General features: G+C 45.7%; 20 protein-coding genes and 2 tRNA genes. 14 read left to right on the top strand and 8 right to left on the bottom strand.

Features of this window, described 5'->3' with window-relative positions:
* Positions 1-202: 202 nt before the first annotated feature.
* Positions 203-1216: an alcohol dehydrogenase AdhP gene (gene adhP, locus C8D85_RS06610; protein ID WP_133560913.1), complete on the bottom strand. Its 1014-nt coding sequence runs from the start codon at positions 1214-1216 to the stop codon at positions 203-205.
* 163 nt (positions 1217-1379) lie between these two features.
* On the opposite strand from adhP, the gene C8D85_RS06605 reads away from it, so the two are divergent.
* The gene (locus C8D85_RS06605) at positions 1380-2132 is read left to right on the top strand and encodes a TSUP family transporter (RefSeq protein ID WP_133560911.1); all 753 of its coding nucleotides are present in this window, start codon (positions 1380-1382) and stop codon (positions 2130-2132) included.
* Between the two features lie 47 nt (positions 2133-2179).
* Here the strand turns inward: C8D85_RS06605 and C8D85_RS06600 are convergent, their stop codons facing one another.
* Positions 2180-3019, bottom strand: a complete 840-nt coding sequence (locus C8D85_RS06600) for a 2OG-Fe(II) oxygenase family protein (protein WP_133560909.1) — start codon at positions 3017-3019, stop codon at positions 2180-2182.
* Between the two features lie 448 nt (positions 3020-3467).
* On the opposite strand from C8D85_RS06600, the gene C8D85_RS06595 reads away from it, so the two are divergent.
* The 11 genes from C8D85_RS06595 (at position 3468) to C8D85_RS06545 (ending at position 11781) form a co-directional block, all read left to right on the top strand.
* On the top strand, positions 3468-4034 hold the full coding sequence (locus C8D85_RS06595; RefSeq protein WP_133560907.1) for a YqgE/AlgH family protein: 567 nt from the start codon (positions 3468-3470) through the stop codon (positions 4032-4034).
* Positions 4034-4504, top strand: coding sequence for a Holliday junction resolvase RuvX (gene ruvX / locus C8D85_RS06590; RefSeq protein ID WP_133560905.1), 471 nt, complete (start codon positions 4034-4036; stop codon positions 4502-4504). Before C8D85_RS06595 ends, ruvX begins: the two co-directional genes overlap by 1 nt.
* 23 nt (positions 4505-4527) lie before the next feature.
* A complete protein-coding gene (pyrR, locus tag C8D85_RS06585; protein ID WP_133560903.1) occupies positions 4528-5025 on the top strand; it encodes a bifunctional pyr operon transcriptional regulator/uracil phosphoribosyltransferase PyrR in 498 nt (165 codons plus the stop codon).
* A 191-nt stretch (positions 5026-5216) separates the two neighbouring features.
* Positions 5217-6215 carry an aspartate carbamoyltransferase catalytic subunit gene (locus C8D85_RS06580; RefSeq protein ID WP_133560901.1) on the top strand — a complete coding sequence of 333 codons (999 nt, stop codon included), beginning with the start codon at positions 5217-5219 and terminating at the stop codon, positions 6213-6215.
* A 1-nt stretch (position 6216) separates the two neighbouring features.
* Positions 6217-7494 carry a dihydroorotase gene (locus C8D85_RS06575; protein WP_133560899.1) on the top strand — a complete coding sequence of 426 codons (1278 nt, stop codon included), beginning with the start codon at positions 6217-6219 and terminating at the stop codon, positions 7492-7494.
* A 126-nt stretch (positions 7495-7620) separates the two neighbouring features.
* Entirely contained in the window at positions 7621-8712 is a 1092-nt protein-coding gene (locus C8D85_RS06570) for a GGDEF domain-containing protein (RefSeq protein ID WP_133560897.1), read from the top strand.
* 26 nt (positions 8713-8738) lie between these two features.
* Entirely contained in the window at positions 8739-9428 is a 690-nt protein-coding gene (locus C8D85_RS06565) for a YggS family pyridoxal phosphate-dependent enzyme (RefSeq protein ID WP_211342147.1), read from the top strand.
* A gap of 46 nt (positions 9429-9474) precedes the next feature.
* Complete coding sequence (gene proC / locus C8D85_RS06560) at positions 9475-10296, top strand: pyrroline-5-carboxylate reductase (protein WP_133560893.1); 822 nt, start codon at positions 9475-9477, stop codon at positions 10294-10296.
* Between the two features lie 18 nt (positions 10297-10314).
* Positions 10315-10857: a YggT family protein gene (locus C8D85_RS06555; protein ID WP_133560891.1), complete on the top strand. Its 543-nt coding sequence runs from the start codon at positions 10315-10317 to the stop codon at positions 10855-10857.
* Between the two features lie 127 nt (positions 10858-10984).
* A complete protein-coding gene (gene coaD / locus C8D85_RS06550) occupies positions 10985-11488 on the top strand; it encodes a pantetheine-phosphate adenylyltransferase (protein WP_133560889.1) in 504 nt (167 codons plus the stop codon).
* Between the two features lie 41 nt (positions 11489-11529).
* Positions 11530-11781 carry a YfhL family 4Fe-4S dicluster ferredoxin gene (locus C8D85_RS06545; protein WP_133560887.1) on the top strand — a complete coding sequence of 84 codons (252 nt, stop codon included), beginning with the start codon at positions 11530-11532 and terminating at the stop codon, positions 11779-11781.
* Between the two features lie 43 nt (positions 11782-11824).
* Here C8D85_RS06545 and C8D85_RS06540 read toward each other — a convergent pair whose 3' ends face one another.
* A complete protein-coding gene (locus C8D85_RS06540) occupies positions 11825-12943 on the bottom strand; it encodes a potassium channel family protein (RefSeq protein WP_133560885.1) in 1119 nt (372 codons plus the stop codon).
* Positions 12944-12957: 14 nt separating this feature from the next.
* The gene (gene trmL, locus C8D85_RS06535; protein WP_133560883.1) at positions 12958-13434 is read right to left on the bottom strand and encodes a tRNA (uridine(34)/cytosine(34)/5-carboxymethylaminomethyluridine(34)-2'-O)-methyltransferase TrmL; all 477 of its coding nucleotides are present in this window, start codon (positions 13432-13434) and stop codon (positions 12958-12960) included.
* A 117-nt stretch (positions 13435-13551) separates the two neighbouring features.
* On the opposite strand from trmL, the gene C8D85_RS06530 reads away from it, so the two are divergent.
* Both C8D85_RS06530 and C8D85_RS06525 read left to right on the top strand, forming a co-directional pair.
* A tRNA-Phe gene (locus tag C8D85_RS06530) sits at positions 13552-13627 on the top strand.
* Positions 13628-13694: 67 nt separating this feature from the next.
* Positions 13695-13770: transfer RNA gene (locus C8D85_RS06525), tRNA-Phe, on the top strand.
* A gap of 129 nt (positions 13771-13899) precedes the next feature.
* On the opposite strand, the gene C8D85_RS06520 is transcribed toward C8D85_RS06525, so the two are convergent.
* The 4 genes from C8D85_RS06520 to C8D85_RS06505 are packed head-to-tail and all read right to left on the bottom strand — an operon-like array spanning position 13900 to position 18608.
* On the bottom strand, positions 13900-15039 hold the full coding sequence (locus C8D85_RS06520; protein WP_133560881.1) for a hypothetical protein: 1140 nt from the start codon (positions 15037-15039) through the stop codon (positions 13900-13902).
* Between the two features lies 1 nt (position 15040).
* A complete protein-coding gene (locus tag C8D85_RS06515) occupies positions 15041-16582 on the bottom strand; it encodes a DUF6844 domain-containing protein (RefSeq protein ID WP_133560879.1) in 1542 nt (513 codons plus the stop codon).
* 26 nt (positions 16583-16608) lie between these two features.
* Positions 16609-17211: a penicillin-binding protein activator LpoB gene (gene lpoB, locus C8D85_RS06510; RefSeq protein WP_133560877.1), complete on the bottom strand. Its 603-nt coding sequence runs from the start codon at positions 17209-17211 to the stop codon at positions 16609-16611.
* 11 nt (positions 17212-17222) lie between these two features.
* Positions 17223-18608, bottom strand: coding sequence for a COG3014 family protein (locus C8D85_RS06505; RefSeq protein ID WP_133560875.1), 1386 nt, complete (start codon positions 18606-18608; stop codon positions 17223-17225).
* Between the last annotated feature and the right edge of the window lie 304 nt (positions 18609-18912).

Genomic DNA, 18912 nt, shown 5'->3' with positions numbered 1-18912 from the left:
CTTAATTAAGCCATCCATGACGTGTGTTGGCGGTAAAAATGCAAACAATGTTCAAAGACGGGCTAAGGTATCACAAAATAAGGAAGTGATAATAGAAGAAGCGGCGATTTTATGAACAAAATCGCCGCATATGAGTTATGAATTTGGTTTATGTGTCGATCTAAGGCAGCGCTGTATTTTGCAGCGCTGCAAGTCGGCTTTTTTAAGTTAGAGACATCACGATACGTCCGGTAATTTCCCCTTTCTCCATGTCTTGGAAAATGGCGTTAATATCATCCAGTTTCTTCTCGGTAATGATGGCTTTTACTTTGCCGCGAGCCGCGAATTCTAGGCACTCTTCAAGATCTTTTCGAGTACCTACGATGGAGCCCACTACACTGACACCGTTTAATACCGTGTCAAAAATAGGCAGCGGCATGTCCTCTGGAGGTAGGCCTACTAATACACACTTACCACCACGACGAACGACGTCATAGCTTTGGCGGAAGCCTGCTTTACTAACCGCTGTACAGACACTGCCATGCACACCACCAGTGGTCGCTTTGATGTCTTCCACGACGTTATCCGTCATAAAGTCAAAGAAATATTCCGCGCCCAAGGAGGTTGCTAGTTCACGCTTGGCGTCTCCAGTGTCGACAGCCACTACTCTGAGCCCCATGGCGACGGCATATTGCACGGCTAAATGTCCTAAGCCCCCAATACCAAAGATTGCGACCCATTGACCTGGTTTAGCATCGGATACTTTAAGAGCTTTGTAGGTGGTTACGCCCGCACAGAACAGTGGCGCCGCATCGACATAGTTCAGCCCAGTTGGTACTTTGACGACATAGTCTGCGTGTGCAGCGCAGTATTCTGCATAACCGCCTGCAACTGAGTAGCCAGCGTTCTGTTGCGATAAACATAGACTTTCTTGCCCAGCTAGGCAGTATTCACAATGGCCACAAGCACTGTAAAGCCAAGGGATGCCGACTCGGTCACCCAGTGCGAGGTGGGAGACGGCGGAGCCAATTTCTACGATTTCACCTACTCCTTCATGACCCGGAATAAGAGGTAATGTGGGCTTTACTGGCCAGTCTCCATGACAGGCATGTAGATCCGTATGGCAGACACCACAGGCGTGGATTTTTACCAATACTTGGTGAGGTTCAATGGTAGGCTTCTGGACATCTTCGATGTTAAGAATTGAGCCGAAGGTATTAGCAACCGCTGCTTTCATGGCAAACTCCCTTGTTATTGTATGAATGGCAGAAAATAAGAAAGATTATCATCTGCGTGAATTAACATAGGCGGTTCTTGCGAGTAATACTTGATTGATAGTCTTAAAGTGTTGTCTCGTAGTCCAAATATGCAGGTTTCATGCTCTAGGTTGGAGAACGGTATTGGATATCTCATTGTTGATGTTGTTGTCGGTCATTGCTCTCGGGACGTATATCCAGACGGCAACAGGTTTCGGCTTTGGTTTGATCGTACTAGGGATTGGTGGGGCGCTGGAATTAATGACGATTCCGGAATTGGCATTTATCGCCAGCTTGCTGAGCTTAGTGAATGGAGCGTCAGGTCTATACGGTGGAGTGTGGCGACAGGCGCAATTTCGCTCTATGTGGGTATTTCTAAGTGTCGCTCTTCCGATGGTGGCGGTTGGTTTGTACTGGCTCGATCATTTGGGGCAAGCGGCATTGAATGTGCTACAGGGATTATTGGGCATCGTGATGATCCTTGTTTGCGTCAGTTCAATGTTAAAACCTGATCCGCTCAAGGCGCCTTCTCCTAGCTGGCATTTTGCGTTGAGTGGTGTCTTTGCTGGGTTACTAAGTGGCCTTTTTTCGACAGCAGGGCCACCGATATCTTATCTGATGTATCGTCAACCTGTGCCCTTGATTGTGATCAGAGCGACGTTGCTCAGTTTGTTCTTGTTGTTAGCCGCATTTAGAACAGGTATGTCGCTTGTCACCGAGTCTATCTCATTAGAAGTGCAATTCGTGTCATTGATTGGTGCGCCACTGGTGCTGGCAGGAACCTATTTATCAAGACGCTTTTTGCTCTCTCTGTTGGAGGCGGATGTAGTAAAACGATTGGCGATGGGGATGCTGGTGTTGTCGGGTGGGGTCTTACTGGTCAAGGCAGTATTGTAGTGAACCAGAGATAAGACACTAGGTCGTGTCTTATCTCTGTGCTGGGTTTAGATAACGCCAAGTTCCACTAAACGTTCATGCAGGTATGTGCCTGCCGTATGGCGCTCAGATAATTTCACATCGGGCCTTGGGTGAAGAAATAGCGGTAGAGAAATCCTTGCTTTGGTTTTATCGGTGCCTTCCGGGTTGATGACCCTATGGGAAGTAGAAGGAAAGTATCCCGCAGACGCTTCTTGTAACATGTCGCCAATGTTGACGATCAGGTTGCCGAAGTCACAGGGTACGTCGATCCAATCGCCATTTTTAAGCTGCACTTGTAGCCCTGGTTCATTCGCTGCTGGCAAAATGGTGATCAAGTTGATGTCTTCGTGCGCACCTGCGCGGATCGCACCTAACTCCTCATCACCTTTCAATGGTGGGTAGTGCAAAACCCGCAACAAAGTCTGATCGCTTTTTTCAATCATGCTGGACAGTGGTTGAGAGTAGTGACTTGCTATATCGCTAGGCGTGTATTGCTCGATCCATCCTAATAGTTGCTCGGCAAGCTGATTGGCCTCTTGATAGTACTGAGCCAGCTCTGCTTTATGTGCCGTTGGACACTGTCCCCATGGGTAATAGTGGAAATATTCCTTGATGTCTTTCTTACTGTGACCTTTTGCCGTTTCAGAGACATCGGGCGGGAAGTAGCCATCTTGTGTTCCGACGTTGTAGCGAAAGTTGTGCTTTTCTTCGCTATTAAAAAAGTCATGCCAGTTTTGGTAAATATCAGAGACCAACTGTTGGCGAATAGGATGGTTTTTCAGGACGCCGAACCCTGTTTCACGTAGGGATTTAACGAAGTCTTGAGCGGCAGTTGGGCTTTGGTAATCGACAGCTTCTAAAATCATGACGAATTTCCTATGAACGTGTTCAATATGGACTAGAGCATAGCTCAGTCAGTTAAAAAGTGAATTGACGCAAATATAGGAAAGGCCTAGGACGACCAGCCATTATGAAAGAAATAGCGCAGATCGATGGTTTCTTCGAGATACTGATCACGCCATGTCTCTAAACTAATTTGTTGAGATTTGTGGTGCAAGTGACGGTCCTACTTTCGTGCTCAGTGGGTGAAAAATAAGGTTTTAATTAACCATTTGGTTGAATTTTATTAGTTTACCAGCATTTTTTATAAAATGAAGGATAATTCAGATAAAAGAAACTTATCAGTGGGCAAATGAATTGATTGTCCTATACTGGCATTACGACCTTCGATTTTCAGAGTTAGAGAAAGAGCGTTTATTTGATCGAAGGATTTAGGCGCGAGCTCTTGCGTCATTTTTAAAGGGGGCGTTGTTTATGGCGAATACATTCCAATCGTTAAAGAATCACTTTTTGATTTCTATGCCGCATTTGAATGATCCAAACTTTGAACACACGGTGGTTTATGTCTGCGAGCACACGGAAACGGGTGCGATGGGCATTGTGATTAATCGACCATCAAACGTCGATTTTGGTGAGTTGGCAGAGCATCTTGGTATGCAAATGTCGCTGCCAACCTTAACCTCAGAACAGATCTTAGTGGGTGGGCCAGTGGAATCAGAACGTGGCTTTATTCTGCACAGCAGTGATAAGTGCTGGGGAAATACCTTACGAGTCACCGATGATGTCTGTCTTTCAGCTTCGCTAGAAACGCTTGAGCATATTGCTTCTGGCGATGGCCCGGAGTCATTTTTGATTACCTTAGGGTGCGCCGGTTGGGAAGAAGGGCAGTTAGAAGGCGAAATTGCCAATAATGATTGGCTGGTGTGCGAGGCGGATTTAGACGTATTATTTAATACGCCTAGTGACATGCAGTTTACTGCTGCAACCAAGGTCCTAGGCTTAGATATGAGTTTACTATCGCCGGATATAGGACATGCTTGATGACTGAAACGTCCACATCAAAGACGTCAACGAACCCCAATACTGCGATCGCGGTATTGGGGTTTGATTTTGGTACGACCCGCATTGGGGTTGCCATTGGCCAAAGCCTGACTGGGCAAGGCCGCCCGCTTGTGCCACTTAAAGCCACTGATGGTATTCCTAACTGGGATATGATTAGTGCACTAGTTGAAGAATGGCAACCGGATGCTTTTGTGGTCGGCTTGCCGTTAAATATGGATGGTAGCGAAAATGAGATGTGTCAACGGGCACGAAAATTTGCGAAACGTCTCCATGGACGTTACAACCGCCCATACCATATGATGGATGAACGTCTGTCCTCCTATGAGGCGAAAGGGCAAGTGATTGCTCAAGGCGGTAACCGTAACTTTAAAGAAAACTCAGTCGATGGGTTGGCTGCACAAATGATTTTGGAATCATGGTTTGCGCAGCAGACGGCCAGCTCCGATTGATTGACCAAGGATAAGCATCACACATGACGTTGGATCTTGATAAAGCGCTGGCCTCCATGAAGCAGCAACTGGCGCAATACTGTCAGCAGCACCATATTGATAACCCTATCGTTGTGGGTATCCACTCCGGTGGTGTTTGGGTAGCGAATGAAATTCTCGATGCCGTACCGACGGATGAAGAGTTGGCGACATTGGATATTACTTTTTACCGAGACGACTTCACTCGTGCTGGTCTGAACCCAAAGGTTGGGCACACACAGCTACCAGCATTAGAAGACCGTCATGTTATTTTAGTGGACGATGTATTGATGTCTGGGCGCACCATTCGTGCTGCCATGAATGAGATTTTTGACTTTGGTCGTCCAGCCAGCATCACTTTGGCGATTTTGTTTGACTTAAACAGCCGAGAGCTGCCAATACGCGCCGATGTGGTGGGAGAGCAGCTGTCGTTGAAGTCAAATCAACGTGTAAAACTGTCAGGCCCTACACCATTGGCAGTTTCTGTGATTGAAACCCATTAAAAATAGGGCGGGAGCTTTATTTTTTGGGCAAGTCATACGACAATTAGGACTTGGATACAGTGGTTCGCTAATAAGGTGATGTTTGGCGATAATTCTTGCCAAATTGACCATCTAGCCCACGAATGCCCGGTTGCAGCTTAGTCTGTGCCGGGCATTTTCCTATCATACATAGTGATTGAGGAAAGCAAACTATGATGCGATCCGACCCTCGGGCGTTACAGTTAAACGAACAAGGTCAACTAAAGCACTTTCTAACCTTAGATGGCTTAAGTAAAGAAATTCTAACGGAGATTCTCGACCGCGCAGAATCTTTCCTATCCATGGGTGAACAGTCCGTTAAGAAAGTACCTCTTCTACGAGGTAAAACGGTTGTTAATCTATTCTTCGAAAATTCCACTCGTACGCGAACGACCTTTGAGCTGGCTGCTAAACGCCTGTCTGCTGACGTCATTAACCTCAATATTGCTACCTCAGCGACCTCGAAAGGTGAATCCTTACTGGATACCCTGCAGAACCTTGAAGCGATGCAAAGTGATATGTTCGTTGTGCGCCACCAAGACAGCGGAGCGCCGCATTTCATTGCTGAGCATTGCTCGCCAAATGTTGCCATCATCAACGCTGGGGATGGTCGTCATGCTCATCCGACGCAGGCGATGCTGGATATGTTGACCATTCGTCGACACAAAGGTCAATTTGAAGGCCTTAAAGTTGCCATCGTTGGCGATATCCTTCATTCCCGAGTAGCACGTTCAGAATTGCATGCCTTGAAAACCTTAGGTGTTGAAGACATTCGTCTGGTTGGGCCGAAAACCTTAGTACCTGAGTTTTTCCGTGATATGGGCGCTAACATCTGCCATGACCTGAAAGCAGGCTTGGAGGATGTGGACGTTGTGGTCATGTTGCGCTTGCAGAAAGAGCGTATGGCTGGCGCATTGTTGCCGAGCGAAAGCGAGTTTTATCGCTTGTATGGCTTGACGGAAGAGAGTCTATCTTGGGCCAAACCAGATGCCATCGTCATGCACCCTGGGCCAATTAACCGAGGTGTAGAGATTTCATCGGAAGTAGCGGATGGCGACCGAGCGGTAATTCTGGATCAGGTGACCAATGGCATCGCGGTGCGTATGGCTGTTATGTCGATGGCTATGAGTGGCCAAGTTCAAGAGCAACAGGCTGTGGGAGATGAGGGCTAATATGAAACTTCGCATAAGTAACGGTCGCGTTATTGACCCAAGCCAGAATTTAGACGCGGTGATTGATCTGTTTATCGAAGATCATCGAATTGTTGCAATGGGTGAGGCGCCAGCAGGTTTTGACGACGCGGAAGTGCTCGATGTATCGGGTAAATGGATATTGCCTGGTTTGGTAGATACTGCGGTTGCGTTGCGTGAACCAGGTTACTCGCAAAAGGGCACGATTGCTTCAGAAGGTCGTGCGGCAGTATCGGGTGGTGTGACCACATTGGTATGCCCGCCAAATACGAAGCCAATTGTTGATACACCTGCAGTAGCGGCATTGATCCAAGATAAAGCAGACGAAGCGGGCATGGCGAATGTGTTTCCGATCGGTGCGCTGACTCAAGGATTACAAGGTGAGCAACTGAGTAACATGGTGGCGTTAACGGATGCGGGTTGTGTGGCTTTGTCAAACCATGGCCATGATCTGGCAAGTAATCGTGTCTTGTCCCGTGCATTGGAATACGCAGCAACCCATGACTTACTCGTCGTGTTTCATCCGAATGACAGCAGTCTATCGGAAGGTGGCTGTGCGCACGAAGGCATGATGTCGACTATGCATGGTTTAGCGGGTATCCCTGAAACGGCAGAAACCATCGCTTTGATGCGTGATTTGCTGTTGGTCGAGAAAACTGGCGTTCGCGCGCACTTTGCTCGCTTGTCTTGTGCGAAGTCGGTTGAAATGATTGCTGATGCGAAAGCATCGGGCTTGGATGTGACATGTGACGTAGCGCTGCATAACTTGTTATTGACCGATGAAGTGCTCAAAGAGTTCGATGGTCAGTTCCATGTGCTGCCCCCGCTTCGCTCCGAGAATGATCGATTGACGTTGATTGAGGGGCTGAAAACAGGTGTCATTAATGCCATTTGTTCAGATCACCAGCCTCATGAAAAGATGGCGAAAGTCGCGCCATTTGCAGCAACCGACCCCGGCATGGCTAACGTAGAAGTGTTGTTACCGTTAGCGCTTCGTTTAATGGACGAAGGTGATTTAGAGCTTGACCAGTTGTTGACGGCTCTAACTGTAGGACCTGCGGCTTGCTTTGGCCTAGAAGCCGGTTCTCTGGCAGTGGGTAGCTTCGCCGACTTTGTGGTGTTTGATAGCACAGATAAATGGATTTGGGACCAAAGTACGAGAAAATCCAAAGGGTCAAACTCTGGCTTCAATGGTGAGCAAATGGCTGGCCGAGTGCTACAAACCTACATCTCAGGTCAGCGCGTATACTCCCTAAACTAAGAGTGTTCTCGGCACCGTGTGTCGTGATTAGGTTCTCAATTAATGATAAAGTTGCCAAAAGAGGATCATGTGCCCTTGAGTAGCACATGATCCATGAAGGCTTGAACGATTTTGGTAATGGGGTTTATGGAGATAGATACTAAGGATGAGACCTCGCAAGAGGCTGTACATGAGTTGCTAATGCAACGTGACTTCCTATTGCAGTTGCGTAAGGTTGATCAGCTTATGCTGAGCCAAGTGGCTTGTAGCATGAATCCCATTGCTTATGTTGAGCAAATGATTGGCAGTATCGGTGAGTTATTTCCTAATAATCTGAAGGTCTGTGTACTGACTTGTGATCAAGAGCTGACCCAGTGGCGTGTTATCAATTACCAAGATTGGCCAAGCTTGGGAGATGCATTAGGGAATGTGTCGCGTGTACCTCAATCTCTAGCGACGTTTGTTGCCAGTCCATCTCGAGCGTTTGCCCGTGAAAGCAATGTCGCAACGCGTGCTGATTGGGAGCGTTGGCAGGAGTGCTTAGGTGACTATTCCATTGATTCGTGTGATCTAGTTAGCATACAAGACGGCCAAAAAAACTGGTTTACCTTCTGTTTATTCTCACCGAAGTTTGTCACTGAAATAGAGCAGCGCATGCATTATTGGGCACTAGAGCAAGTGCTTCATTCTTTACCGAGCTGGGTTAAATCAATGGTGATTCGTTGCCAGACCGATGCAACGTTACAGCAGCATACGAATGCAGTAACAGGTTTATTGCAACCCCATTCCTTCGCTAAAGCATTGGATATGATGCTGCGTGATGCACGCCGTTACTTCCAACGTCTAGCCTTTGTCTCCGTTTTGGTGAATGAAGAAGCGGAAGAGGATGAGCTCAAGTTGCTGTCCGATATTTTGCGCGATACATTGCGAGACAATGATCTATTGGCCAACGTATCAGACCATGAATTTGTGATGGCAATGCGCATATCGCAATTGGATGATGGGCCTGTTGTTGCGCAAAAAGTACAAAGTGCGCTGCTTAAAGCAGATCCAAACCAAGTTTCAGTGTTGAGCGGTGGTGTTAAGATTGGCGTGGCTCTGTACCCAGAGCAAGCAAACCACGATAAGTTGTACTTTGCCTCAGTCGCAGCGGCTAACGCAGTTACAGAAAGCGTTGGCTTCCGATTGGAGTACTACGGCAAATTTGTAAAAGATTTAGATGAAGCGTATGGCGATTAAAGACGAGTTCAGTATTAGGAGTGCTTGTGAGTATTGCTGACAATTTAAGGCAAGTTCAACGTGATATAGCGGATTGTGCCGCACAGTGTGGTCGTTCAGCTTCTGATGTGCGATTACTTGCCGTGAGTAAGACAAAGCCTCTTGCTGATTTGGAGTCTGCGTACGCGGCTGGACAGCGTTTGTTTGGTGAGAACTACGTTCAGGAAGCCGTAGAGAAGTATCAAGCTTTATCTCACCTGAGCGATATCGAGTGGCATTTTATTGGTCCTATTCAATCAAATAAATCGCGTCAGATTGCAGAGACAATGGATTGGGTACATACCATTGATCGAGAAAAAATTGCTAGACGTTTAAGTGAACAGCGTCCTACAGAGTTGCCCCCATTGAATGTTCTAATTCAAGTTAACATCAGCGGCGAGACTTCTAAGTCGGGCATCGAATTGAGCGATTTAGAGGGGGTTGTGGCGTTAGTGAAAAGCTTGCCGAATCTTTCATTGCGAGGATTGATGGCGATTCCAGCACCGCAAACGGATATGGCGCTGCAGCGAGAAGTATATGCGCCGCTGCAACAAGCGTTTTTAACACTGCAAAAGAACGACCCGATGGTGGACACGCTATCGATTGGTATGTCTGGGGACTTGGCGGCAGCCATTGCATCGGGCAGCACCATGGTGCGTGTTGGCACGGCGATTTTCGGTGCACGACAATATACTTAAAGTGAACGACAGACGTTCCGGTACATTTTAACGAATAAGGTGAACAATGACTTTGAAGATTGCGTTTGTAGGCGTAGGTAACATGGCATCAGCGATCATTGGCGGTTTGCGTGCCAGTGGTTATTCCGGCGATGCTATTGTGGGTAGTTCGATCAACGTAGAGGATCATCCGCGCCTTGAGCAACGTTTTGGTATGACTATGTACGCAGATAACAAGGAAGCGGTTGCGGCTGCGGACGTTGTCTTTTTGTGTGTTAAACCAAACTTGCTGCAATCAGTGGTAGAAGAGTTTGCGACGGTTGTTCGCCCTGAGCAATTGTTTGTATCGGTCGCAGCGGGTATTGAAATTGGTGCCTTGGAAAGCTGGTTAGGACAACCCGTTGCTGTTGTGCGCTCTATGCCAAATACCCCAGCTTTGGTGGGGGCTGGCATGTCTGGCTTGATTGCGAACGAGCACACCAGTGAGGATCAAAAGAATTGGGTTGCGAATGCTTTTGACAGTTTTGGTAGCCATGTTTGGATCGAAGACGAAGCGCAAATGCACACTGTGACGGCGCTTTCAGGCAGCGCTCCAGCGTACTTTTTCCGTATGCTAGAAGTGATGATTGAAGCAGGTGTGGCGCAAGGGTTGGATGAAGCGACGAGTCGTAAGCTGTCAACGTACGCCATGAAAGGGGCGGCAGCGATGGTGACTGAGCTAGACGAAGATATTGCTCAGCTACGCAAAAATATCACATCTCCAAACGGTACTACTCAAGCGGCATTAGAAACTCTAGAAGAACAAGGGATTCAGTCACTGATGACGGCTGCAGTAGATGCTTGTGCAGAGCGCTCAAAAGAGCTCGGTAAAGAATTTGCCAACAAATAATGAGGGTTGGAAAAGACAATGATGAGTGATCCATTCATTTTAGTGGTCAAAACATTGGGTAACTTATACCTGTTTATTGTGTTGTTGCGCCTAGTGCTTCAACTAAGTAAAGCGGACTTTTATAACCCAATTAGCCAGGGTGTGGTAAAAGCAACGAGTCCATTACTAAAGCCTCTTCGTAAGGTGATCCCTTCGATCGGTCGTATTGACACGTCTTCAGTAGTGTTGGCCTTGGCTGTACAGGCGGTCATTTTAGTCATTATTATGGCGATTGTTGGTTATCAGCTCACGCCAACTCATTATGTGATCTACACCGTAGCGGGCGTGGCGTATCATCTGTTGGATTTGTATTTTTGGGCTATGCTGATCTCTGTCATTCTAAGCTGGGTGGCGCCGGGTTCGGGTCACCCTGGTGCGTTATTGGTAGGTCAAGTATGTGAGCCGTTATACCGCGTTTGTCATCGCTTTATCCCTTCGCTTGGGGGCTTTGATCTATCGCCAATTTTTATTTTCTTGGCAATTTCGGTGTTGAAGCAGTTTGTTGCACCATTCGTAATTTGATGCGAAAGCTGACTATTTAGGTCGCTTATTTGAGAAGAACAGAAGATTCTTATATGATGCGCAGCCGAAAGGTTAGCCAAGAATCATCTGGTTCTTCAAATTAATATTAAAAAATTGGACTAGAGCTATGAGTACAATCGCAGTTTATCCAGGCACATTTGACCCTATAACAAATGGTCACGCAGATCTTGTGGAACGTGCCGCGAAACTGTTTCCAAAGGTCATTGTTGCCGTGGCAGCAAGCCCCAAGAAACGACCTGCCTTGGCTCACGATGTACGTATTCAGTTAGCAGAGGAAGTGCTAGGCCATCTCGATAATGTTGAGGTGTTGGGTTTCGATAACTTGCTGACTGAGTTTACTCGCTCGGTTAATGGTCAAGTTGTCGTACGTGGTTTACGTGCAGTGTCGGATTTCGAATATGAATTCCAATTGGCAAATATGAACCGAGTGATAGCGCCGGATGTTGAGAGTTTGTTTCTAACACCTTCAGAAAAGCACTCTTACATCTCATCTACTTTGGTACGTGAAATCGCTTCTCTCGACGGAGATTTTGGTATGTTTGTGCACCCTAAGGTGAAGCACGTACTTACTGAGCACTACCGTCAAGTAGCAGCTGCAAAACGTTCTTGATTTTATATTGCCTTCGGGCAGTGGTTTTTTAGGAGAGCAATATGTCTCTGATTATTACTGATGAATGCATCAACTGTGATGTGTGTGAACCAGAATGTCCTAACGAAGCGATTAGCCAAGGTGAAGAGATTTACGTCATCGATCCGGCTAAATGTACAGAGTGTATTGGTCACTACGATGAGCCTCAATGTCAGCAGGTTTGTCCAGTTGACTGTATTCCTCATGACCCGAATTTCAAAGAGACGGAAGAGCAGCTGATGGAGAAGTACCTCGTACTGACGGGGCAGCTGTAACACCACATCAAAAAGAAAAGCCAAGCATCTGCTTGGCTTTTTGCTAATTGGCTTGGCTGTGTTGAGCCAGAATTCTTAAAATATCTTCCTTTGTCGGTGCCTTTTGGTCTTCTCCTATTAGGAGTATTAGAGCGTTTAAGCTGATGCGTTCGCTGGATTTAGGATGCGTGACGATATTGCCCATCGTGTCCTCGAAACCAATTGCTGTACCTAAATCCCGCTGGATGAGCTCTGTCACCACGTCTGCCCATCTTATGTTGTAAAGGGAAACGTTAATGCGGATGGTGTGATCCCCTTGGTATCGGAAAAGATCTTCTAATACTCGCTCTGTTCCAGGCGCAACCAATGAACGAACAAGCATCTCTGGGTATGCCCGCACTGGTCGAATCACTGCTTTAGCGCCTGACTGGCGAAAGCGTTCGCGGTTTGCATCATCGATGGCTTCGGCCAAGATAAATGCTTTGGTACCAATTTCTTTAATACGATGAAGCGTATCAAATACCAAACTGTCACTGTGGCTATCTAAGCTGTCAGGTGACAGCACGACGATATATTTGGCTTTTGCAACCCCCGCGCTGTCCAGCATGCCCGGTGCGGTCGCATCTCCTGTATGATGAACAACACCCTGTGCTCTCAATGTTTCAGGAAGGCCTTCTGGAAACTTAGGCGTGAGGATTTGTATGGGCGCATCATCCAGCCCTGGAGTATTGCAAATTTGCTGAACTAAAAGAGTTAAATAGCGCTCTGTATCAGTGGTTGGGGTATTGATAATAAGAAGGTGATCTTGCATATCGCTCCACTCCAAACGTCCTTTGATTTTCATTTCTTTGCGAATTAAACGTATCTCGACATAGTCGCTGGCGATCTGTGCTAGCAGAGTAATGCCCATACCATAGATAAACACAATCGTAGCCAGCTGCCCCCAAAAGGTGGCGGCTGAGATATCGCCATAACCAGTGGTGCTGGCAGATGTCATGGTGAGCCAAAATGCCTGCCACCAATCTAGGTCTTCAAAGTACACCATGGCAACACTGTGCACCGCTACTACTGCAGCCAGCATAAGAAAGCGCCGTTTAAGGTCTTTGACGGCGTGCAGGTGTACTTGTTTACGATAGCGCTGTCGCGAGCGATTTCTCTTGTGGACCAGCTTTCCTAGCAACATAACCTATCCCTGTTTTAGATGCTCTCAGGCATGGCGTAATCCAGTTGGCGCCAAGATTCATACACCATAACCGCAACGGTATTCGACAAATTTAGGCTGCGGGAGCCTGCTTGCATGGGCAAACGTAGACGCTGCTGGTTAGGGAGTGCTTCGATGAAGTCATTGGGTAAGCCTCGTGTTTCGGGGCCGAACACCAGAACATCATTGACTGCAAAGGAAGCCGTTGAATGTGTTTGACTGCCTTTTGTGGTCAGCGCATACACAGTGCCCAGCTGCCCTTCGTTCTCGGATAAAAATGTTTGCCAATCTGCATAGCGTTTGACTCGGGCAAGCTCGTGATAGTCTAACCCAGCACGACGAACCTTCTTTTCATCTAGGTCGAAGCCAAGTGGCTCAATCAAGTGCAATTGGTAGCCTGTGTTTGCACATAGGCGAATGACATTGCCGGTATTAGGTGGAATTTCTGGTTGGTACAAAACAATATGTAGCATGTTGTCTCTCCTATAATTTTTCTATCATACCAGAGAGAGCTAATTTCCTAACTTATCAACAAAAAAATTAAAAAACAGTTGACGGTCAGAGTGAGTTATTTATAATACGCCGCACTTGCCCAGATAGCTCAGTCGGTAGAGCAGGGGATTGAAAATCCCCGTGTCGGTGGTTCGATTCCGCCTCTGGGCACCATTGTTTTATTAGATCAGGTAAGTTTCTGATTTATATAAAGTAAGTGCCTTAGAAACTTGCTTTAAAAGCCCAGATAGCTCAGTCGGTAGAGCAGGGGATTGAAAATCCCCGTGTCGGTGGTTCGATTCCGCCTCTGGGCACCATGCATATTAAAGCCTCGCATTAAGCGGGGCTTTTTTGCTTCTGAGCTCTTGTTAAAATGTGCTCAGCACAAAAAACGCACCTTAAAGTGTGCGTTTTGCATTTTTTGACTCTCCCGCTCTAACAGCCCGTTAGCTGCCAATAATAAATCCACTGGTACGTTCTACAGGCGCTTTAGGAGCTTTTTTAGTAGAAAAGCTTGAGGATGGTTTAGGAGAGGTCTTAACGCGTCTTGCAACGGGGAGATCCATCATATTCGAACTGTCACCACTGACAACTGAAACATAAGCCGTTTTATGTTGTACTCTGTTTACTTTGACTCTACCAACCTTGTTCTCAGTGTAGCCTAAGCTTTCTTTAGTATAAGGGTCGAAGAGTTCCTCGCCGACTGCATATATATCGAAAAGCTCGCCTTCTTTAACCGTCTTACCACCTGAGTTCAGAACAAAGTTGTTATCACTTGTATGGAGTAAGATGAGAGGGTAGATATTGTCTTTTAATTGGTCGAAAATTTTTCGGCTAGAAATATCAATGAGTAGGGATAAATTATCACGGCTAGAAGTCGTTGGGACTTTTTCACTCCATTTGATTTGGTTGTTAATCAAATCGATCATCTGATATTCAACAATGACTCGGCTAGAATAGTGAGTTGTTTTGCTGCCAACTTTTTCACCTGTTAACTCAAGCGTTTTGCGAGTGTCTGTGACTTTTTTCGTTGTATTCGCTTCAAGTACTTTCCCGCGTAAAACGTAATCTACTCCAGGTTTGCTTCGGTCTGCTACGACACTAAATAATCGATCTTGAACAAATCTTGCTTCGAGTGCTTTAGTAAGATCTCTAGCGTGCTTGTTACCAGAAAAGTTTTCAATGGCTAAAGTGCGGCGGCTACCGTTCATACCTTTCAAGCTTTTTTGGCGTCGTTTGTCGTCATCGTATTCTACATTCGCTTGTAGACGTACTTTACAAAAACCACTATCACAGCTTTCGCTTAATACTCGATAAGTTGTATTCCCTGAACTTGAGTAGGTTGACCCTCCCGTTGTTGCCTCAGTGAACTCAAAGCCGTCTTCGTTTTCTTGGTAAATATCAATAGAGGAGCGCTCACTTTTGATATCAACACCAACCACTTGTTCTACGGCACTCACCAGTGCCGCATCAATTGCCGCATCTCGGCTAGGGCCTTCCCCGATTACTTGAATGGATTCGATACCTGCAAAAGCAGGCATGGCTGCTATCAAGCTAGCAGCCAAAATAGTTAAGCCTTTCTTCATGTTAGAAATCTGCTGCGCTAAAGCGAGATTTAGACTGCTGAGTCGTTATAACTCCTGAGTCTTTCTTCGGTTGAGTATCTTCAATTTGCTTGGCAGTTTTACCGCTTTGCATCGCTTCTGCATTGCGCACATAAACTGGGTGCCAGACAACTGCAACGCCTACCATTTCATGACCGGTAATAGGGTGCGTCATCTCCCATTTGTTCATCGTGCGAAGACCATTAAGTCCTTTAATTGAAGCGGTCATCTTAGTTGCGTCATTCGTTACTGTACGTAAGGTTTCAACAACACCTGGATCCATAGATGAGACTGATTTGCTACTCGCAAGCGTATGAACAACTTCTTGAACTTCTGTGCGTTGTTCTGAGACTTTGCTGAAGTAATCACCACTCATATTATAGGTTTGCGCAAGGTTAGCTAAAGCGTTTGCTCGTGCTTGTTTATATGCAGCTTTAACTTTTTTATCCATAAGACGGTCATTGTCAGTGTATTTAACACCGGCTTGACCATATGAAATAATCATTGGAAAACCTTTATCATCGTACTCGACCGTCGTTCCATACTCTAAGTAAGGCGTTTGGTTGGCGCTTAGAGTCGCTTGTACATTAGCAAAGGCTGGATTGGCCATAGCAACATCAGGCTTTACTTGACCTTTTGATTCAATAAGCGCTTTTAACTGATCTCTTTTCTTCAAAGATTTTGCTAAAACGACGCCGACGTAACCCTTACCGCTACTGTTGTACATCTCAAAGGTTTTAATGACGAACATACCTGACATATCGCCAAAGGCTTCGGTAATGCTTTCCTCTGCGAAGTGATCACGCATTAGCTCTTGTTTCTTCTGCTTGCTTGCACTTTTAAACTCGGCAGGATCAAGGCCTTCTTCTTCAAGTGCTGAATCAAGCTTCGCTTCCATTAGGGCAACGGCTTTCTCATAAACACTAGCCGCTCTAGATTCAGATTTGAAATCATCTGCAGTGGGTGCTGGAGCGCCTTCATCCATGAAAAATTCCATGACAACGTTGTTTCGTACGCTCGTATTTAAATTCATTAAATGAGATTGTTTGGCATCCGCTACAGCACGTCGAATAGCGTTTGCACGGTAACGAGACCAGTCAGGGTTTGCTTTATCGACAGCAACAGTTGCTTTTCCTGTTGTTAAGCTTACTAAATGGCTTTTACCTGCTTCCGCTAACTGAGCTTCTACATCAATTTTATATTGATCGAGCAGAGCGTTGATCTCTTTGCGAGGATTTTTAACCTTATTCACAGAATCTGCTGACTGTTCTCCAAAAGCTTTTGCTTCATCGGCAGGTGTGACAAGATCTTCGCTGTTGGCGATGGAATTATCTTCTTCGAAATCCTCTTCAAAGTCTTCCTCAAAATCCTCTTCGAAGTCTTCTTCAAAATCATCAAAGGATTCGTCAGCTAGCTCCATTGAACTGTCCAATGAATCGATAGAGTCTAATTCTTGGGATTCGTCATTTGCGTTGGCATTGAAAGCTGCCAACGCGACAGCAAGTGCTATCGCGGTGTATTTCATAATAGGATTCCTTTCTTAAGCAGCTGTTACCAAGATACTGTGTCGCCATCAGCAACTTTGCCGACAACTCGTTCGCCTTCCCAGTAAGAAAGGCCGTTCTCAAGGTTAGTTAGGGACAACTGGAAGTAGTACTCAATTCGAGTGTCGCTGTTATCCATTGTGTTATTGCGCTGCATGATTTTGCCTGAGAGGCTGAAGTCAGGAGCATATACTTGGCCCGCTCCCTTAACAGATGATTGCTTAACCATTTCTGAATCTTTTAACTGACGCATTTGAGCGACAGCTTTGTCACCATCAGTAAAAGCATTAGTTACAAGGAACTTGCCACTGTTTGTTAGTTTCACCCGAATGCTTTTAGCGAGCTGGTCTGTATCAATTCGCTGCATTGTGTCGTTAGTGATATCAGATACAAATAGGATATAGCGGCCATTTGCATCTGGATGGTCTAGCATTTTATTTGCAATGATCTCATCTGACATAGATTCTGCAGCACCTTTGAAATCAGCGTATGAAAGACCAGCAACAATATTTTCAGTCTTACTCTCGGCGTTAATATAAGCTGTAGGGGTAGTGCAGCCTGTAATAGTGATAGCAAGTATTGTGGCAGCAAGGGTTTTAAGTTTTAACATTGCGGTGTTCCTTAAAGGTTAATAACGCGAATAAGAGGCTCAGATGAAGAGCTAGCAGCTTTAACGTGTACGATATGTCGTTTTGAAGAGGTATCTAGTGAAACAGGAATTTCATAGTTGCCTGCTTTCACTTTAATTGAGTCACCGCTACGTTTTACGTGTGCTGTCTGATATTGCTTAGGTAAAGAAGTAAAAGTACGAGTGTCTGCTTTTGTCATAGCGCCTTGAAGAACACCAGCAGCGAAACCTGCAAGAGGATTGCTATCGTTGATCTGCTTTTGAGCGACTGTTTTCAGAATTGTTCGAGTGATTTCGCGTGTAAGAACCATGTTGTAGTTCTTTTCAAATTCAGCGCCGATAATTTTATCCATATCCGCGATGACTTCCGTTTTAACGCCTTCAACTTCGATATTTGGGAAGGCTTGATCGCGAGCCTTTAGGCGAGGAAGTGCAATGCCTGTGTAGGCAACATCTTCAGTAAATAGGAATAATGGTAGGTCTAAACGGAACTCTTCTTTAACCATGGACTCACCATTCTCAAAAATAACCCAAACCATGTTATCCGTTGATTTAGATCCTTTTGCAAGGCTCTTGGCTAAGTCTAAATCCGCTTTTACCTGTGCTGAGTTTGTGAGGCCGTAAACACGTTTAAAGGCATCTGCTGCTTTATTAAAGTCAGATGAAGACTTGCCATTTAAAAGTAAATTAAGGCCGTATGAATAGGTCGTGTATGGGTTTACAAAACCTTCATATGGTTTCCATTGATCGAAAGTCACGCCCTTTTCTTCAAGCATGGCGCGAGTTTCATCACTGTTTAGTGTTTTTGCGACAAATTCAGCAGGATTGAACTTACTGTCTTCGCCTTCTTCTTTAAGTTTCTCTTCTTGCTCTTTGATTTGCTCTGCAAAGAACTCTGCTGCTCGTCGTTGGCGTTCTTCCGCGCGATTCCATTCGACACGGGCATTGTTGTAATCACCTGTAAGCATAAAGTTCCATGCTTTATAGGTGTTTGTCATAACACCATCATATTGAGTTTGTTCGTAATCTAGGAAAGTGTCGTTACCAACCATTGATAGGCCGGTCTGAAGCGAGTTACTTACAAACCCTTCTTGGTCGACTTCTTTCATTGACTTTTCGGTTGCATCAAAAACTTGATTGGATAACTCATAATCTCCAGCGTAGTTTAGCGCTGCCCCCGCTTCTATCGCCCATAGAATGTCCGAGACAGTTTGCTTCTCCGGATCGAACCCCGACTTTTCCAAAGCAAATTGTGAAGCGGCAGTGTAGTTACCTGAGTGGGTTGCTGAAGTAAATTCCTGATTAGACTTTGTTGGCATAACACCAGCGCAGCCAGTGAGTGCTGCAGTTGTTACAATCAATAGCAATGATTTTTTCATTTCATCTTCCAGATGTGTGTGAAGGAGTACCCTCTTCCAAGAGGGGAGACGGATCTGAAAGAATGACCGTAGCGTTATAAAGAATGGCAGGTGTGAATGCTAAGTATTGGCTATAATCAGCCTATAGCACTTTAAACAATCCATGTTTATAAAATCTATTTGTAAGAAATTCGTCAGATCCATTGAGCAGATAATCTAAAAGAGCGGTTAGAATATTTCAACCGTATTCTAATGGCTGATATCAAATGATCTAAAAATAGGCATATTATTTATTGGCTTGTTATCGCTCGACCAAGGTTTTTGA

The organism is Marinomonas communis (genome assembly GCF_004363305.1).
GTDB classification, from domain to species: Bacteria; Pseudomonadota; Gammaproteobacteria; order Pseudomonadales; family Marinomonadaceae; genus Marinomonas; species Marinomonas communis.
The sequence above is the reverse complement of the archived record's forward strand: the minus strand, read 5'-3'. Positions and strand labels throughout refer to the sequence as shown.

Excerpts from the sequence above, each read along its gene's own strand:
- C8D85_RS06595 (WP_133560907.1), top strand. The coding sequence starts at position 3,468 with ATGGCGAATACATTCCAATCGTTAAAGAATCACTTTTTGATTTCTATG.
- trmL (WP_133560883.1), bottom strand. The coding sequence starts at position 13,434 with ATGCTACATATTGTTTTGTACCAACCAGAAATTCCACCTAATACCGGC.
- coaD (WP_133560889.1), top strand. The coding sequence starts at position 10,985 with ATGAGTACAATCGCAGTTTATCCAGGCACATTTGACCCTATAACAAAT.
- C8D85_RS06540 (WP_133560885.1), bottom strand. The coding sequence starts at position 12,943 with ATGTTGCTAGGAAAGCTGGTCCACAAGAGAAATCGCTCGCGACAGCGC.
- adhP (WP_133560913.1), bottom strand. The coding sequence starts at position 1,216 with ATGAAAGCAGCGGTTGCTAATACCTTCGGCTCAATTCTTAACATCGAA.
- C8D85_RS06515 (WP_133560879.1), bottom strand. The coding sequence starts at position 16,582 with ATGAAATACACCGCGATAGCACTTGCTGTCGCGTTGGCAGCTTTCAAT.
- lpoB (WP_133560877.1), bottom strand. The coding sequence starts at position 17,211 with ATGTTAAAACTTAAAACCCTTGCTGCCACAATACTTGCTATCACTATT.
- C8D85_RS06555 (WP_133560891.1), top strand. The coding sequence starts at position 10,315 with ATGATGAGTGATCCATTCATTTTAGTGGTCAAAACATTGGGTAACTTA.
- C8D85_RS06570 (WP_133560897.1), top strand. The coding sequence starts at position 7,621 with ATGGAGATAGATACTAAGGATGAGACCTCGCAAGAGGCTGTACATGAG.
- C8D85_RS06520 (WP_133560881.1), bottom strand. The coding sequence starts at position 15,039 with ATGAAGAAAGGCTTAACTATTTTGGCTGCTAGCTTGATAGCAGCCATG.
- C8D85_RS06545 (WP_133560887.1), top strand. The coding sequence starts at position 11,530 with ATGTCTCTGATTATTACTGATGAATGCATCAACTGTGATGTGTGTGAA.
- C8D85_RS06600 (WP_133560909.1), bottom strand. The coding sequence starts at position 3,019 with ATGATTTTAGAAGCTGTCGATTACCAAAGCCCAACTGCCGCTCAAGAC.
- C8D85_RS06580 (WP_133560901.1), top strand. The coding sequence starts at position 5,217 with ATGATGCGATCCGACCCTCGGGCGTTACAGTTAAACGAACAAGGTCAA.
- proC (WP_133560893.1), top strand. The coding sequence starts at position 9,475 with ATGACTTTGAAGATTGCGTTTGTAGGCGTAGGTAACATGGCATCAGCG.
- ruvX (WP_133560905.1), top strand. The coding sequence starts at position 4,034 with ATGACTGAAACGTCCACATCAAAGACGTCAACGAACCCCAATACTGCG.
- pyrR (WP_133560903.1), top strand. The coding sequence starts at position 4,528 with ATGACGTTGGATCTTGATAAAGCGCTGGCCTCCATGAAGCAGCAACTG.
- C8D85_RS06575 (WP_133560899.1), top strand. The coding sequence starts at position 6,217 with ATGAAACTTCGCATAAGTAACGGTCGCGTTATTGACCCAAGCCAGAAT.
- C8D85_RS06505 (WP_133560875.1), bottom strand. The coding sequence starts at position 18,608 with ATGAAAAAATCATTGCTATTGATTGTAACAACTGCAGCACTCACTGGC.